General features: G+C 71.3%; 17 protein-coding genes. 8 read left to right on the top strand and 9 right to left on the bottom strand.

Translation table 11 applies throughout. From position 1 onward, the window contains the following. Positions 1-11 precede the first annotated feature (11 nt). Entirely contained in the window at positions 12-734 is a 723-nt protein-coding gene (locus QM595_RS08455; RefSeq protein WP_415171106.1) for a hypothetical protein, read from the top strand. Between the two features lie 13 nt (positions 735-747). Next, positions 748-1,968, top strand: coding sequence for a phosphoserine phosphatase SerB (gene serB, locus QM595_RS08460; protein WP_415171107.1), 1,221 nt, complete (start codon positions 748-750; stop codon positions 1,966-1,968). A gap of 73 nt (positions 1,969-2,041) precedes the next feature. Here serB and QM595_RS08465 read toward each other — a convergent pair whose 3' ends face one another. After that, a complete protein-coding gene (locus tag QM595_RS08465) occupies positions 2,042-3,472 on the bottom strand; it encodes an MFS transporter (RefSeq protein ID WP_415171108.1) in 1,431 nt (476 codons plus the stop codon). A gap of 108 nt (positions 3,473-3,580) precedes the next feature. Here QM595_RS08465 and QM595_RS08470 point away from each other — a divergent pair, with 108 nt between their 5' ends. Further along, positions 3,581-4,174 carry a TetR family transcriptional regulator gene (locus tag QM595_RS08470; RefSeq protein ID WP_415171109.1) on the top strand — a complete coding sequence of 198 codons (594 nt, stop codon included), beginning with the start codon at positions 3,581-3,583 and terminating at the stop codon, positions 4,172-4,174. A 10-nt stretch (positions 4,175-4,184) separates the two neighbouring features. On the opposite strand, the gene QM595_RS08475 is transcribed toward QM595_RS08470, so the two are convergent. The 3 genes from QM595_RS08475 to fabG are packed head-to-tail and all read right to left on the bottom strand — an operon-like array spanning position 4,185 to position 6,197. Continuing rightward, on the bottom strand, positions 4,185-4,673 hold the full coding sequence (locus tag QM595_RS08475) for a SixA phosphatase family protein (protein ID WP_415171110.1): 489 nt from the start codon (positions 4,671-4,673) through the stop codon (positions 4,185-4,187). A gap of 38 nt (positions 4,674-4,711) precedes the next feature. Next, positions 4,712-5,485, bottom strand: a complete 774-nt coding sequence (gene fabI, locus QM595_RS08480; RefSeq protein WP_415171111.1) for an enoyl-ACP reductase FabI — start codon at positions 5,483-5,485, stop codon at positions 4,712-4,714. Position 5,486: 1 nt separating this feature from the next. After that, the gene (fabG, locus tag QM595_RS08485) at positions 5,487-6,197 is read right to left on the bottom strand and encodes a 3-oxoacyl-ACP reductase FabG (protein WP_415171112.1); all 711 of its coding nucleotides are present in this window, start codon (positions 6,195-6,197) and stop codon (positions 5,487-5,489) included. A gap of 104 nt (positions 6,198-6,301) precedes the next feature. On the opposite strand from fabG, the gene QM595_RS08490 reads away from it, so the two are divergent. After that, positions 6,302-6,604, top strand: a complete 303-nt coding sequence (locus tag QM595_RS08490; protein WP_415171113.1) for a DUF3099 domain-containing protein — start codon at positions 6,302-6,304, stop codon at positions 6,602-6,604. After that, positions 6,601-6,804: an acetone carboxylase gene (locus QM595_RS08495; RefSeq protein ID WP_415171114.1), complete on the top strand. Its 204-nt coding sequence runs from the start codon at positions 6,601-6,603 to the stop codon at positions 6,802-6,804. The genes QM595_RS08490 and QM595_RS08495 overlap by 4 nt, the downstream gene beginning before the upstream one ends. 157 nt (positions 6,805-6,961) lie before the next feature. On the opposite strand, the gene moaA is transcribed toward QM595_RS08495, so the two are convergent. After that, positions 6,962-7,954, bottom strand: coding sequence for a GTP 3',8-cyclase MoaA (moaA, locus tag QM595_RS08500; RefSeq protein ID WP_415171115.1), 993 nt, complete (start codon positions 7,952-7,954; stop codon positions 6,962-6,964). Between the two features lie 127 nt (positions 7,955-8,081). On the opposite strand from moaA, the gene QM595_RS08505 reads away from it, so the two are divergent. Next, positions 8,082-8,966, top strand: a complete 885-nt coding sequence (locus QM595_RS08505; RefSeq protein WP_415171116.1) for an SURF1 family protein — start codon at positions 8,082-8,084, stop codon at positions 8,964-8,966. On the opposite strand, the gene QM595_RS08510 is transcribed toward QM595_RS08505, so the two are convergent. After that, the gene (locus tag QM595_RS08510) at positions 8,949-10,547 is read right to left on the bottom strand and encodes an ABC-F family ATP-binding cassette domain-containing protein (protein WP_415171117.1); all 1,599 of its coding nucleotides are present in this window, start codon (positions 10,545-10,547) and stop codon (positions 8,949-8,951) included. The two genes, QM595_RS08505 and QM595_RS08510, sit on opposite strands and share 18 nt — an antisense overlap. A gap of 82 nt (positions 10,548-10,629) precedes the next feature. Between QM595_RS08510 and QM595_RS08515 the strand changes: the two genes are divergently transcribed. After that, positions 10,630-11,577 (top strand): neutral zinc metallopeptidase, encoded by a 948-nt coding sequence (locus QM595_RS08515; RefSeq protein WP_415171118.1) that lies wholly within the window; start codon positions 10,630-10,632, stop codon positions 11,575-11,577. Positions 11,578-11,580: 3 nt separating this feature from the next. Here the strand turns inward: QM595_RS08515 and QM595_RS08520 are convergent, their stop codons facing one another. From QM595_RS08520 to QM595_RS08530, 3 genes are read right to left on the bottom strand one after another with little or no spacing between them, the layout of a single operon-like run. Continuing rightward, complete coding sequence (locus QM595_RS08520) at positions 11,581-12,090, bottom strand: hypothetical protein (protein ID WP_415171119.1); 510 nt, start codon at positions 12,088-12,090, stop codon at positions 11,581-11,583. Then, positions 12,074-12,394: a helix-turn-helix domain-containing protein gene (locus tag QM595_RS08525; RefSeq protein WP_415171120.1), complete on the bottom strand. Its 321-nt coding sequence runs from the start codon at positions 12,392-12,394 to the stop codon at positions 12,074-12,076. The genes QM595_RS08520 and QM595_RS08525 overlap by 17 nt, the downstream gene beginning before the upstream one ends. Positions 12,395-12,415: 21 nt before the next feature. Next, the gene (locus QM595_RS08530; protein ID WP_415171121.1) at positions 12,416-13,321 is read right to left on the bottom strand and encodes a phosphotransferase; all 906 of its coding nucleotides are present in this window, start codon (positions 13,319-13,321) and stop codon (positions 12,416-12,418) included. A 173-nt stretch (positions 13,322-13,494) separates the two neighbouring features. On the opposite strand from QM595_RS08530, the gene QM595_RS08535 reads away from it, so the two are divergent. Continuing rightward, a complete protein-coding gene (locus QM595_RS08535) occupies positions 13,495-14,715 on the top strand; it encodes an MFS transporter (protein ID WP_415171122.1) in 1,221 nt (406 codons plus the stop codon). The last annotated feature ends 110 nt before the right edge of the window (positions 14,716-14,825 follow it).

Consider the following 14,825-nt stretch of genomic DNA (forward strand, 5'->3'; position numbering starts at 1 on the left):
ACTCCCTCGCCGTGATCGAGACCGGCGAGGACGGCCTGCCGCTGGCCCTGCGCGTCGCCTGGTGGCTGACGGCATGGGCACGCGGGCTGGCGGCCACCGATCTGGTGGTCGACGCGATCGTGGCCACCGATGCGACCCATCTGATCGACACCGACCCGCTGGCGGTCGGCCTGGGCCGGCTGCGTGCTGCCGGCGCGACCGCCTTCGGGGTCGCGCTTCCCGTCGAGGGCGACCCGGCCGGGCTCGGCGGCCCGCCGGCCTTCAACGGCGCCGCGCTGGAGGAGGGTCAGGCGCTGGTGGTGCTGGGGGCCGGCCTCGGCCTGGTCCCCCATCGCACCGGCGCCGCGGTGGTCTGGACCAGTCTGCCCGTCGACCGTCGCCAGGTCACCGACCTCGGCGAGGCCGACCGGGAGTTGCGCCGTACCCTCCCCCAGGTGGCCGACGCCCTGGCCGACCTCGACGTGGCCAAATGGCGCCCCGAGGTGGCCGACCGGCTGCTCAACCTGCGTCACCGGCCCGTGCCCAAGGCTCCGGACGGCATCCCCGAGCGCGCCGTCGACCTGGCCGCCCGGGCGGTCCAGGCCGCCGAGATCGTGGCGCTGGCCCTGGAGGACGACGGCGGCGCGGTCTCCGCCCACGAGATCGACCGCCGCCGTGACCTGCTGCTCCCGCTGGAGCGGGCCGCCCGCCATGCCCTGGTCGCGGCCGGCTCTCCCGAGGCCTGGCCCGAGTAACCTACGTCCCGACATGGACCAGCGCCCCGACACCCTGCTCATCACGCTCACCGGGCGCGACCGGCCCGGCGTGACGTCCTCGCTGTTCTCGACGCTCTCCCTCGCCGGGGTCGAGGTCGTCGACATCGAGCAGATCGTGCTCCGGGGCCGGCTGATCCTGGGCCTGCTGGTGACCGTGCCTCGCGACGAGCGCCGGCTGCGTGACGCGGTGACTGCCACCGCCGACGACCTCGGCATGAGCGTCGAGATCGAGCGCGGCGAGGGCGACTCCGGCTCCCGGCCGAGGGGCCGGGCCCACGTGACCGTCATCGGCAGTCCGCTGCGCGCCTCGGCGATGGCCGCCATCGCCGGCCGGATCGCCGACAGTGGCGCCAATATCGACCGGATCCAGCGGATGGCCCGCTATCCCGTGACCGCCATCGAGCTGCAGCTCTCCGGCACCGATGCCGGCGACCTGGGCCGACTGCGGGCCCTGCTCGCCACCGAGGCCGCCGCCCAGGGCGTCGACGTCGCGGTGCAGCCGGCCAACATCCTGCGGCACGGTATGCGGCTCATCGTCATGGACGTCGACTCCACGCTGATCCAGGGCGAGGTCATCGAGATGCTCGCCGCCCACGCCGGCTGCGAGGCCGAGGTCGCGGAGGTCACCGAGCGCGCCATGCGCGGCGAGCTCGACTTCGAGGAGTCGCTGCGGGCACGGGTAGCGCTGCTCAAGGGGGTGCCCGCCACCGCCCTCGACGAGGTGTACGACGCCATCCAGCTCAACCCCGGGGCGCGCACCCTGGTCCGCACGCTGCGCCGGCTCGGCTACCGGTTCGCGATCGTCTCGGGCGGCTTCAGCCAGATCACCAGCCGGCTCGCCGAGGAGCTGGGCATCCACTACTCCCGCGCCAACGAGCTCGAGATCGTCGACGGGGTGCTCACCGGCGGCATCGTCGGCCAGGTCGTGGACCGGGCCGGGAAGGCCCGGGCGCTGCGGGAATTCGCCGCCGAGATCGGCATCCCCGAGTCGGCCACCGTCGCGATCGGCGACGGCGCCAACGACCTCGACATGCTCTCCGCGGCCGGCCTCGGCATCGCCTACAACGCCCGGCCCGTCGTACGGGCGCGTGCGCACACCTCGGTCAACGTCCCCTATCTCGACACGATCATGTATCTGCTGGGCATCACCCGCGAGGAGATCGAGGCGGCCGACGCCGAGGCGGGCTACATCACCCCCGCGCCCCCGGTCTGACACCTCCGGCCACGGCCGTCACCGTGACGGTCGTGGCCGGAGCGAGGCCCAGGCCGAGTTCTCAAACGCGCTCTCAGGCCGCGGCCCGATGCGGGATCGTCAGCGCCACCAGCGCGGCCAGCACGGAGGCGCCGCCGCACAGCGCGAACAGCTCCCGGTAGGCGGTCAGGGACGGCAACGCGACCTCGCCCAGGACCACCACGCTGCCGGCCAGCAGACTGGTGCCGATCGCGGAGGCCAGGGAGCTGCCCAGGCTGCGGAAGAGCGCGTTGAGGCCGTTGGCCGCGGCCAGCTCGTGCGGCGGCGTGTGCGCGTTGATGATCGAGGGCAGCGCCGCGTAGCCGATGCCGGTGCCCATGCCGATGATCGTGGAGCCCACGATGACCTGCCACAGGTGCTCGTGGACGGTGATCCGGGCGAGGAACCCGAGAGCGACGACGACCGCGCCGAGCGCCAGCGTCTGCGGGCCACCACGCGAGCTGATCAGCCGCGCGGCCACCGGGGCCAGCACCAGCATCATCAGGCCGCTGGGCAGCATCGCCAGGCCGCCGACCAGCAGGCTGGAGCCGAAGCCGTAGCCGGTGGCCTCCGGCGCCTCGACGTACGCCGCGGTTCCGATGAACGAGGCGAACAGGGCGAAGCCGAACAGGATCGAGGCGAGGTTGGCGAGCACGATCGGGCGGCGGCTCAGCGCGCTCAGGTCGACCAGCGGCTCGCGCACCCGGGTCTGGGTCCAGCCGAAGACGACCAGCAGCACCGCGGCGCCCGCCAGCAGGATCCACACCTTGGCCGAGCCCCAGCCCCAGTCCGAGCTCTGGCTCAGCGGCAGCATCAGGCACACCAGGCCGGCGCCCAGCAGCACTCCACCGAGCACGTCGACGCGACCACCGCTGCGGTCCGGAGACTCCGGCACGAGCATCAGGATGCCGACGAAGGCGACGAAGCTGGCGCCGGCCATGATCCAGAACAGCGCGTGGAAGTCCGCGTGCTCGGCCACGAAGCCGGCCAGCGGCAGGCCGAGGGCACCACCGACGCCGAGCATCGCGCTGATCAGCGCGACACCCGAGCCGACCCGCTCCCGGGGAAGCAGGCCCGCCAGCAGGCTGATGCCGAGCGGGATGGCCGCCGCCGAGGCGCCCTGGATCGCGCGGGCGGCGATGAGCAGGGCGACATTGCTGGTCACCGCGGCCACCAGCGAACCGGCCAGCAACGAGCCGATCGCCACGAGTAGCAGCAGTCGCTTGCCGAACATGTCGCCGAGTCGGCCCATGATCGGCACCGACACCGCCGCGACCAGCAGGGTGGAGGTCAACAGCCAGCCCACCGCGCTGGTGGAGGTGTCCAGAACCTCGGGCAGTTCGCCCAGGACCGGAATCAGCATCGACTGGGCCAGCGATACGACGAGGGCGCCGAGGCCGACGACGAGGAGTTGCAGCCGGGCGCGGCCGGGGCTGGTGTGCGCGGCGATCTCCTCGTCGGTGATGCCGAGCTGCTCGTGAGACATGGGTCTCCTTCATGAGTCCTGAATGGGTATGACCTGCACTGTAGGCCATACATGTCACCACGTGCCAGTCATGGCGCTCTATGTCACATGATGTTAATGTCGGTCCCGATGACGACGATCCGCGACAGCCCGACCTCCCTGCGCGAGACCGCCCGTGAGGCGGTCCGGGCGGAGGTGCAGCGTCACGCCTGGCGGCTCTTCTCCGAGCATGGCTTCGCGGCCACCACCGTCGACCAGATCGCGGCCGCGGCCGGGATGTCGCGGCGCACGTTCTTCCGCTATTTCGCGAGCAAGGACGACCTCGTCCTCAAGCGGATGCTGGAGTCGACCAGTGAGCTGGAGCGCGTGCTCGCGGCGCGGCCGGCCGACGAGCCGGCCTGGCCGGCGCTGCGGGCCGCCTTCGACGTGCTGGCGCGCCGCCAGTCCTCCCATGCGGCGGTGTCACGACGGCTGCAGCTCATGCTGTACGCCGAGGACCCGGTGCGGGCCATCGTCGAGGAGTGGCGGCGCCGCTGGACCCAGCAGCTCCTCCCGCACGTCGCCCAGCGGCTGCCGGAGGGCGCCTCGGAGATCGCCGCGCTTGCCGTGACCATCAGCGCACTGGGCTGCTTGGAGGTCGCCCAGCAGGAGTGGGCCGAGCATCCCGGTGCGGATCTGGCAGCGCTGCTCGACGAGGCAATGGGGGCCGTCGCGCCGCTGTGAGCCGGCGTCCTCAGCCGCGCGCGAGGTGGAAGTCCGCCAGCCGGCAGGAGCCCGCGTCGAGGTCGGCCCAGCCGCCGTCGTAGGAGAGGACGGCGATGGCGCTGGTGGCGAACTCCCCCATCAGCCGGCCCGACGTACCGTCGTCGAGCAGCTGGGCGAGGTAGGCCATCGTCGGGTTGTGACCGACGAGGACCACCGTCGCCGGCTCGTCGGGGAGCGCGCGCAGCAGGTCGAGCACGGTGTCGGGGTCGGCGGCGTACAGGCTGCTGTCGAGCCACGGCTCGAGGTCCCAGCCCGCCGCCTGCGCCAGCTGCGACCAGGTCTGCCTGGTCCGTAGCGCCGTGGACACCAGCGCGGTGGCGGGCGCGATGCCCTGCCCGGCCAGCCAGCGGCCGGCCGCGGCCGCGTCGGCGAGCCCCCGCTCGGTCAGTGCCCGCTCGTGGTCGGCGGGGCCGAACTGCTCGGCCTTGGCGTGGCGGACGACGACGAGCGTGCTCATCCGTCCAGCGTAGCGAGACGCGGCACGCGGCAGACTCGCTACGCGCCCATCGCGTGGAAGCCGCCGTCGACGTGGACGATCTCGCCGGTCGTCGCCGGGAAGAAGTCGCTCAACAGCGCGCAGATCGCCTTCGCGGTCGGCTCCTGGTCGGTGTTGTCCCAGCCCAGCGGCGCGCGGGTGGTCCACATGTCCTCGAGGTCGGAGAAGCCGGGAATCGCCTTCGCCGCGAGGGTGCGCAATGGGCCCGCCGAGACCAGGTTGACCCTGATGCCCTCGGGGCCCAGATCGCGGGCCAGATAGCGGGCGCAGGACTCCAGGCCGGCCTTCGCCACGCCCATCCAGTCGTACGCCGGCCAGGCCACCGTCGCGTCGAAGGTCAGCCCGACCACGCTGGCGCCGGGCGCGAGCAGCGGCCGGCATGCCTGAGTGAGGCTCTTCAGGGAATAGACCGAGACCTGCATCGCCGTGGCGACGTCCTCCCAGGGGCCGTCGAGGAACTTGCCGCCGAGCAGCGTCTCGGGGTTGCCGTAGGCGATCGAGTGCACCACCCCGTCGAGGCCGTCGACATGCTCGCGCACCTGGTCGGCCAGGCCGGCCAGGTGCTCCGGGTCGGTCACGTCGAGCTCCAGCACCGGCGGCTCGACGGGAAGCCGCTTGGCGATCCGCCGGGTGATCGACAGCGCCCGGCCGAAGTTGGAGATGAGCACCGTGGCGCCCTGCTCCTGGGCGACCTTGGCCGCCGCGAAGCCGATCGAGGAGTCCATCGTGACCCCCGCGACCAGGATGCGCTTGCCCTCGAGAAGTCCAGCCATGTCAGTGCCCCATTCCTAGTCCGCCGTCGACCGGGATGACCGCCCCGGTGACATAGCCCGCGTCCGCCAGCCAGACCACCGCGTCGGCGATCTCCGCCGGCTGGGCGTAGCGCCCCAACGGCACCTGGCTCCTGATGCCGTCCTTCTGCTCGTCGGTCAGCACGTCGGTCATGTCGGTCTCCACGAAGCCCGGCGCCACCACGTTGGCGGTGATGCCCCGGCTGCCGAGCTCGCGGGCCAGCGATCTGGCCATGCCCACCAGACCCGCCTTCGAGGCGGCATAGTTGACCTGCCCGGCGCTGCCCAGCAGGCCCACCACGCTGGAGATGAAGATGATCCGGCCTCGGCGGAGCCGCAGCATCCCCTTCGCCGCCCGCTTCGCCAGCCGGAAGGAGCCGGTCAGGTTGGTCGAGATGACCTCGTCCCAGTCGCTCTCGCTCATCCGCAGCAGCAGCGTGTCGTGGGTGATGCCGGCGTTCGCCACCAGGACCTCGACGGGCCCGTGGGCGGCCTCCACCTCGGCGTAGGCCGCCTCGACCTGAGCCGGGTCGGTGATGTCGCAGCGCACGTCCAGCGCACCCGCCGGGGCCCCACCGCTGCGGGTGGTGACCGCCACCTTGTCGCCGCGGGCGACGAACGCCTCCGCGATGGCACGACCGATGCCCCGGTTGCCGCCGGTGACCAGGACCGAGCGAGGTGAGTCTGTTGTCACGTCTGTGACCGTAGTGATTACTTGCAGGTAGGCCGAATGGCGCAGCGTCCGGCGAGTCGCGACCGGCCGACCAGGCCCACCGGGCCGCGACTAGAATGGAGACCATGACCAGGAAGGACGAGGCGATCCGGATCACCACCGCCTCGTCGAGCCTCGAGGACGACATCAGGACCCGGCAGCGCCGCTACCTGACCGCGATGCTGGTCCGCGTCGTCTGCTTCGCCGGCGCGGTGATCGCCGGCGTCGCGGGGCTGCACTGGCTCTGGCCGGTGCTCATCCTGCTGGCGCTGGTGCTCCCCTATGTCGCCGTCGTGATGGCCAACGCCGCCCACACCAAGGGCGACGGCTTCACGCTGATGGACAGCCCCTACGGCCGGCCGCAGCTCCCGCCCGGGCGCCACGAGTGAGCCTCGACGACAAGACCGAGCTCGACCTGTGCTCGGCGAAGGGCTGTCAGGCCGTCGCCGCCTGGGAGCTGCGGTGGAGCAACCCCAAGATCCACAACCCTGACCGCCGCAAGATCTGGCTGGCGTGCGAGGCGCACAAGCAGTCACTATCTGACTTCCTGGGCTCGCGCGGCTTCCTCAAGGAAGTCGAGCCCCACTGATCCCCCCTCCGCCGAGAGGTCCCTGATTGCCCCTCGAGAGGTCGCAAACTGCCCCGCGAGACGTCGCGGATTGCCCCGCCCCCGGATTGAACAGCCAGGGGTCCTAGGGCGATCTGGGACCTTTCGAGGGGCCATCAGGGACCTTTCGGCCGGCCTGTCAACCGCCGATGGCGCTCATCGGCCGGGAGGGCTGCAGGAAGGTCGGGTCGTCGATGCCGTGGCCGGCTCGCTTGCCGGCCATCGCGACGACCCAGCGCTCGGCGAGCTCCTCGTCGGAGGCGCCGGCCCGCATCGCGGTGCGCAGATCGGACTCCTCGCGGGCGAACAGGCAGTTGCGGACCTGACCGTCGGCGGTGAGCCGCACCCGGTCGCAGTCGCCGCAGAACGGCCGGGTCACCGAGGCGATGATGCCGACGGTGGCCGGGCCGCCGTCGACCAGGAACAGCTCCGCCGGCGCGCTCCCCCGCGGCTCCCCGGCCGGCTCGAGGCTGAACTCCTTCTCGAGCCGCACCTGGATCTCCTCGGCGGTGATCATCTCCGCCCGTGACCAGCCATGCTGGGCGTCGAGCGGCATCTGCTCGATGAAGCGCAGCTGATAGCCGGCGGCGATCGCCCAGTCCAGCAGCTCGGGCGCCTGGTCGTCGTTGACGCCGCGCAGCAGTACGGCGTTGAGCTTGACCGGGCCGAGCCCGGCCGCCTTGGCCGCCTCCAGGCCGTCGACCACGTCGTGCAGCCGGTCGCGCCGGGTCACCGCGGCGAACGTCTCGGGTCGGATGCTGTCGATGCTCACGTTGATCCGGTCGAGTCCGGCCTCGGCGAGCGCGCCCGCGGTACGGGCCAGACCGAGGCCGTTGGTGGTCAGCATGGTCTCGACGCCGAGCGCGTGAGTGCGGGCGACGATGTCGACCAGGCCACGCCGGACCAGCGGCTCGCCGCCGGTGAAGCGGACCTCGGTGATGCCGAGTCGCTCCACGCCGATAGTGATCAGCCGGACGACCTCGTCGTCGGTCAGCACGGTCTCGCCCGGGAGCCAGTCGAGCCCCTCGGCCGGCATACAGTAGCTGCACCGTAGGTTGCACCGGTCGGTCAGCGAGACCCGGAGATCGGTCGCGACCCGGCCGAAGCCGTCGGACAGCGGCGTCACCTGCATCGCTCCAGTCTAGGGAATCGCTGATCAATCCCGCCTGCTGCGCGCCACGGCGCCATTGATCAGCGCTTCCCTAGGCGGGCGGCGGGCCGACGGCGGGCCTTCCTCAGCAGACGGTTAGCCTCGTGTGGTGCGGTCGTTCCGGTTTCTGCTCAGCCGCCGCTGGGTGCTCTTCGCACTGGCCATCGTGCTGGTGGCCTGGGCGACCTGGTGGCTGGGCAGGTGGCAGTTCCACCGGCTGGAGGATCGCAAGGAGAGCAACGCGATCGTCGTGGCCAACGAGCACCAGACCCCCGAGCCCGTCGCCGAGGTGCTGGGTGTGGGGCAGCCGGCCGCGAAGGCCGACGAGTGGCGGCTGGTGACCGCCACCGGCGTCTACGACACCGAGCACACCATCATCTGGCGCTACCGGACCTCCGACCATGGCGACGCCGGCGTCGACGTCGTGGTGCCGCTGGTGACCGCCGACGGCTCGGCGCTGCTGGTCGACCGGGGCTGGCTGCACACCGAGGGCGACGACGAGCGGCCCGAGGTGCCGGCACCGCCGAGCGGCACGGTCACCATCACCGGCTACGTCCGGACCGACGGCAGCGGCGGCAGCACTCGCGTCGACGACCTCTCCACCCGGGCGCTCTCCTCGGTCACCGCCGGGCCGGCGATCGGCCGTCCGACGTACGGCGGCTGGGTGCATCTGCACTCCGAGGACCCGCCGGCCGATCAGCCGCTGGTGGCCGCCGAACTGCCCGACCTGAGCAACGGTCCGCACTTCTTCTACGGGCTCCAGTGGTGGTTCTTCGGGCTGCTGGCGATCTTCGGCTTCGGCTATCTGCTCTACGACGAGTGGCGCACCGGCCGTGGCGACCAGATCGCCACCGATCGGGCCCGGCAGGACCGAGACGACGTCCGCACCGCCAAGGCGAGCCGCAAGCGGGCGGTGAAGGCGGCCTACCGGGGAGCCTACGAGAAGGAGCGCGCTGAGAAGGAGCGCGCCGAGCGCTCAGGCCAACGAGACTAGGTCGGCGTAGGAGTCGTTCCAGAGGTCCTCGACGCCGTCGGGGAGGATCAGCACCCGGTCCGGCTCCAATGCCTGCACCGCGCCCTCGTCGTGGGTGACCAGCACGATCGCGCCCTCGTAGCGGCGGATCGCGTTGAGCACCTCCTCGCGGGAGGCCGGGTCGAGGTTGTTGGTCGGCTCGTCGAGCAGCAGCACGTTGGCCGCGCTGACCACCAGCGAGGCGAGCGCGAGCCGGGTCTTCTCCCCGCCGGAGAGCACCCCGGCCGGCTTGTGCACGTCGTCGCCGCTGAACAGGAACGCGCCGAGCACGGTGCGCGCCTCGGTGTCGGTCAGCTCCGGCGCCGCCGACTGCATGTTCTCCAGCACGGAGCGGCCGATGTCGAGGGTCTCGTGCTCCTGGGCGTAGTAGCCGATCTTGAGGCCGTGGCCGGGGACCACCTCACCGGTGTCGGGCTTGTCGACACCCGCCAGGATCCGCAGCATGGTGGTCTTGCCGGCACCGTTGAGACCCAGGATCACCACCCGCGAGCCGCGGTCGATGGCCAGGTCGACGGCGGTGAAGACCTCCAGTGCGCCATAGGACTTCGACAGGTCCTTCGCGGTCAGCGGGGTCTTGCCGGAGGCGGCCGGGGTCGGGAACTTGATCGCGGCCACCTTGTCGACCGCGCGCTCCCCCTCCACGCCCTCGAGCAGCCGCTCGGCGCGCTTGAGCATGTTCTGCGCGGCGGTCGCCTTGGTGGCCTTGGCGCGCATCTTGTTGGCCTGGTCGGTGAGGGTCTTGGCCTTGTTCTGGGCGTTCATCAGCTCGCGCTTGCGGCGGGCCTCGTCGGTCTCGCGCTGGGTGAGGTAGTTGCGCCAGCCCATGTTGTAGACGTCGATGACCGCGCGGTTGGCGTCGAGGTGGAAGACCTTGTTGACGGTCTCCTTGAGCAGCTCGTTGTCGTGGCTGATGACGATGAAGCCGCCCTTGTAGGACTTCATCCAGTCGCGCAGCCAGATGATCGAGTCGGCGTCGAGGTGGTTGGTGGGCTCGTCGAGGATGAGTACCTCGGCACCGGAGAAGAGGATGCGCACCAGCTCCACCCGTCGGCGCTGGCCGCCGGAGAGGGTGCCGAGCTGCTGCTCCATCAGCCGGTCGGGGATGCCGAGCGCGTGCGCCATCTGCAGCGCCTCGGCCTCGGCCGCGTAGCCGCCACCGGCGTCGAGCTCGTCGTGGGCACGCTGGTAGCGCCTCATCGCGCGGTCGCGGACGGCCGGGTCGTCGGAGGCCATCTCGACCTCGGCGGCCCGCATCCGTCGTACGGCGTCGTCAAGGCCGCGCGCGGACAGGATCCTGTCCTTGACCAGGATCGAGGGGTCGCCGACGCGCGGGTCCTGCGGCAGGTAGCCGATGTCGCCGGTGCGGTTGACGGAGCCGGAGGCGGGCAGCAGGTCCCCGGCGAGCACCTTGGTGAGTGTGGTCTTGCCGGCTCCGTTGCGGCCGACCAGGCCGACCTTGTCGCCCGGTCCGACCCGGAAGCTGACGCTCTCCATGAGGAGCCTGGCACCGACGCGAACTTCCAGGTTGTGGGCGGTGATCATCAGGGTCACTAGTCTATGGCTCGGGGTCCCCACCCCCGAATCTTCGATCAAGGCCCGGAGCGCCGGGCAGGGGGTAGTCCGGATGCGGTTCAATCCGAAGGCGCGGCTCGACACCAGCCGCACCAGCGACGCGGGCAGCGGCAGCGGAGGCGGTGGCCTCGGCGGCGGCATCCCGCTGCCGACCGGCAAGATGGGCGCGGGCGGCGTCGTCGTGCTGCTGGTGCTGGTGCTCCTCGGCCAGTGCACCGGCACCGTCGACCTCGGCAGCGTGCTGGGCGGCTCCACCTCGGGCGCCTCGCTCAACGCCAGCCGGTTCCAGACCGACGCCAGTGCCGGCGACGACCGCTACGCCAGCTGCACGACCGGCGAGGACGCCAACAACAGCTCCGACTGTGCGCTGGTGGCGGTCGAGAACTCGCTCTACGACTTCTGGTCCGAGAAGCTGGGCAGCAAGTTCCAGGCCGAGCAGGGCGTGGTGACCTTCACCGGCGGCGTGCAGACACAGGGCTGCGGCAGCGCCTCCTCGGACATGGGCCCGTTCTACTGCCCGGTCGACCAGACGATCTACCTCGACACCCAGTTCTACACCGACATCTTCGAGGGCCAGCTCGGCGGCGAGGACGCACCGTTCGTGCGGGCCTATGTCATCGCGCACGAGTACGGCCACCACATCCAGAACCTGCTCGGCTACATGAGCCAGGTGAAGACCCAGCAGGGCCCGACCAGCGACTCGGTGCGGCTCGAGCTGCAGGCCGACTGCTTCGCCGGCGTCTGGGCGGCCGCAGCCGAGTCCACCCCGGACGAGGACGGCAACACCCTCATCGAGGACATCACCGACGAGGACATCACCGAGGCGATCGGCGCGGCGACGACGGTCGGCGACGACTACATCCAGCAGCGGATGGGCGGCGCCACCAACCCCGAGGGCTGGACCCACGGCTCCTCCGAACAACGGGTGAAGTGGTTCAAGACCGGGATGAGCGCGCAGTCGCTGGACGAGTGCGACACCTTCAGCGCCACCTCGCTGTGAGACTCACTCCCGACCCGGCTGCGAGCGGCTCAGCGCGAGCAGGTCGCGCAGCGTCGGGAGGGCGCGCTGGTCCTTCGGCCGGTTCGCCGCCTGTTTGGACCGGATGACGTCGGCGAGCGAGGCGATCCGGACCGTCGCGCCGTAGAGGGTCATCGATTCGGCGTCACGCTTGAGGTCGTCGAACCCGGTCGTTCCGTCAGGCACGAAGCTGATGTCGAGGTCGCCCGCGTCGGTGGTGAGGTTCCAGACGCGCGCGGCGACCAGCGACTCCCCGTCGTGGTCGAAGGGCAGACCGTCCGGGGCCGCGTCGGTGCGGATGCGCGCTGCCAGCTCCCGCAGCGCCTCGGAGAGCCGGGACAGGTTGTCCGGCACCACCGCCGGCGTGATGTCGGCGTCCTCGGTGGGAAACGGAGACCCGTGTACGACGGCCGCCAGGCCGCCGATCAGCACGTAGTCCACCCCGTGCGACTCCAGCACCCCGAGCAGGCGGGCGAGATCAAGCTCTCCGGGCACCTCGCAACTCCCTCAGCTGTCGCGCGACCCGATCGTGGCGCTCGAGCCGCTGCTGCGGTGACAGCGATGCGAGCCGGCCGGCCTGCGCCCGGTCGCTGTCGTCGGCAGGCACCAGCATCACGTCGAGGTCGAACCCGCACAAGCGAATGAGCCGCATCACGTCGTCGAAGCTGATCGCCGTCCTCCCCGACTCCCACCGGGCGATGCCCGGCTGGGTGGTGCCCGCCCGCTCGGCCAGCGTGGTCTGCGAGAGGGAGGCGCGTCGCCGCGCCTCCCGGACCAGGTCGCCACCGTAACTGCTCACACGGATATCATAACAGATCTGTTATAGTTCGAGCAGGGCCTCGACCGCGGCCTGCTGCCGCTGCAGCGCCCGCAGGTGCGGCGCCACCGACGGGTGGCGGAACTTGCCGGCCAGCGCGCCCTCGCCGCCGGCGACCCGGGCCAGCGCCCAGTCGGCGCGGGTGAAGACCGTGTAGACGGCCGTGATCTGGGCGCCGAGGACGACCTGCTCCCGGGTCGCGAGCCCGTCGGGGAGGCCGAGGAGGTAGGCGTCCAGCAGCGGCTCGAACTCCTCGCGCGCCATCAGCAGGTAGTAGCCGAGGTCGGCGCCGACCGGTCCGTAGCCGAGCGAGCCCCAGTCGACGGCGATCAGGTCGTCGCCGGCGCGACCGGGCAGATTGCCGGGCACCGGGTCACCGTGCTGGGCGACCTGAGGCAGCTCGTCGAGCGCGTCGAGCAGCCGCCGGCGCTTGCGCCACAGCGCGTCGGCGATGTCGGAGGCCGTCGTACGCCCGATGGTCTCCCAGCCGCCGCGCCGCTCGACCCGGGCGAGCCGGTCGCGGAGCTGGCCCCGGGCCAGCCAGCGGACATGGCCGAGGTCGGCCGCGGCGAACCGACCCATCGCCAGAGCGACGAAGAGACCGCTGTTGGCGGCGTCCTCGACCCAGTCCTGGGTGATGGTGATGCCGTCGCCGTCCTCCTCGACGCCGGTCAGCGGTGCGCGCAGGCCGGGCGTGGCGGCGACGAGGCCGTACGTCGCCACGTCGGCCTCCCGCCGCCAGTAGGCGAAGTGTCGGGGGTCGGAGAGCTCCGGCGGGTCGTGCTCGGCAGGTGCCGCGAGCCGCTTGACCACGACCGCGCGGTCGCCGACCGCGGCGCGCCAGACGCCTACGGTCGACGCGCCGGTGCCTCCAGGGAACGCCAACCACCCCGGCTCGGGCTGCCACATGAACGGCAAACTAGCCGATATCGCGCCGCGAGAAGCGGAACCACGCGAGCGCGAGGATCACCGCGGCAACGGCGGTGAGCCCCAGCTCAGGTGGCCAGGACCAGTTCTCGGCGGGCAGTTGCGGCGCGTGGGAGTACGGCGCCCGGTTGCCCAGGTGGGGTCGACCGTGCAGGATGCCGCGAGTGCCGATCGGAGCCTTTTCACCGCTGCGGCACCGCGACTTCCGGCTGCTGGTGACGGGAGCGACCGCCAGCCAGTTCGGCAATGCGATCACGCCGATCGCGCTCGCCTTCGCGGTCCTCGACCTGGGCGGCTCGGCGACCGAGCTGGGTCTGGTCGTCGCCGTGTTCGCACTCGCCCAGGTGGTCACCTCGCTTTTCGGCGGTGTCCTCGGCGACCGCATCGCCCGGAAGCTGATGATGGCGGGCTCGGCGCTCGCCTGCTCGGGCGTGCAGGTCGCCGTCGTCGCCATCCTGGTGACGGGTCATGGCAGCATCGCCGTACTGACCGTGGGCGGCACGCTCACCGCCTGCCTCGGCGCACTGAGCCAGCCCAGCTCCCAGGCGATGACCCGGCTGACGGTCCCGCCGGGGCAAATGCCGGGCGCGGTCGCCATCCGGCAGTTCCTGCAGACCGCGGCCGGCGTACTCGGCTATGCCGTTGCCGGCGTACTCGTCAGCCTGATCGGCCCCGGCTGGTCGATCGCGATCGACGCCGCGACCTTCCTGGTCGCGGCGCTCAGTTACGGCCTGCTCCGGGTCGAGCAGCAGGCTCCCGAGCGCCGGGGGGCGATGATCGCCGACATCGGCGACGGCTTCCGCGAGGTGCTGCACCGCTCCTGGATGTGGTCCTACATCCTGATGGCGCTCGTCTATCACCTCGTGTACGGCGGCGCCCAGTCGGTCCTCGGCCCGATCGTCGTCGGCGAGGGCATCGGCCGCGCCGCCTGGGGCATTGCCATGGGCGCGCTGATGGCCGGCTTCATGGTGGGCAGCCTGGCCTGCCTGCGGCTCACCTCGGTACGACGGCCGATGCTGGTCTCGATCTGCTTCCTCTGCCTGACACCGCTGTTCCCGGCCGCGATGGCCCTCTCCGACTCACTGTGGCCGATCGTCGTTGCCGGTCTGCTGCACGGCTTCGGACTGCAGATCTCCGACTATCTGTGGGACCTCTCGATCCAACAGCACGTCGATCCGGCGAAGCTGTCACGGGTCTACTCCATCGACATCGTCGGCTCCTTCGTCTGCCGCCCGCTTGGCCTGGCCCTCACCGGCCCGGTCGCGGGCCTGGCCGGCACTCACACCTGGCTGCTCGTCGTCGCCGCTGTGATGCTGGTGAGCGAGCTCGCCGTCCTGCTGGTTCCCGGCGTTCGACGGCTGACGCCAAGCTCGTGACCGGCGGCTCGGCACAATCTAGTTGGCATATTGTTCGAACTGGCGTACGGTTATCGGTAGGTGGTTCATCTGAGGTGGCGGGACCTGCGGGCCCGTCGAAAGACGTCCGT

Source organism: Nocardioides sp., from assembly GCF_047607185.1.
GTDB lineage: Bacteria > Actinomycetota > Actinomycetes > Propionibacteriales > Nocardioidaceae > Nocardioides.

What these genes read in the sequence shown, in the direction of transcription:
- QM595_RS08510 (WP_415171117.1), bottom strand. Translation starts at nt 10,547, where the DNA reads ATGATCACCGCCCACAACCTGGAAGTTCGCGTCGGTGCCAGGCTCCTC.
- QM595_RS08490 (WP_415171113.1), top strand. Translation starts at nt 6,302, where the DNA reads ATGACCAGGAAGGACGAGGCGATCCGGATCACCACCGCCTCGTCGAGC.
- QM595_RS08465 (WP_415171108.1), bottom strand. Translation starts at nt 3,472, where the DNA reads ATGTCTCACGAGCAGCTCGGCATCACCGACGAGGAGATCGCCGCGCAC.
- QM595_RS08475 (WP_415171110.1), bottom strand. Translation starts at nt 4,673, where the DNA reads ATGAGCACGCTCGTCGTCGTCCGCCACGCCAAGGCCGAGCAGTTCGGC.
- QM595_RS08470 (WP_415171109.1), top strand. Translation starts at nt 3,581, where the DNA reads ATGACGACGATCCGCGACAGCCCGACCTCCCTGCGCGAGACCGCCCGT.
- fabI (WP_415171111.1), bottom strand. Translation starts at nt 5,485, where the DNA reads ATGGCTGGACTTCTCGAGGGCAAGCGCATCCTGGTCGCGGGGGTCACG.
- moaA (WP_415171115.1), bottom strand. Translation starts at nt 7,954, where the DNA reads ATGCAGGTGACGCCGCTGTCCGACGGCTTCGGCCGGGTCGCGACCGAT.
- QM595_RS08535 (WP_415171122.1), top strand. Translation starts at nt 13,495, where the DNA reads ATGCCGCGAGTGCCGATCGGAGCCTTTTCACCGCTGCGGCACCGCGAC.
- QM595_RS08530 (WP_415171121.1), bottom strand. Translation starts at nt 13,321, where the DNA reads ATGTGGCAGCCCGAGCCGGGGTGGTTGGCGTTCCCTGGAGGCACCGGC.
- QM595_RS08515 (WP_415171118.1), top strand. Translation starts at nt 10,630, where the DNA reads ATGCGGTTCAATCCGAAGGCGCGGCTCGACACCAGCCGCACCAGCGAC.
- serB (WP_415171107.1), top strand. Translation starts at nt 748, where the DNA reads ATGGACCAGCGCCCCGACACCCTGCTCATCACGCTCACCGGGCGCGAC.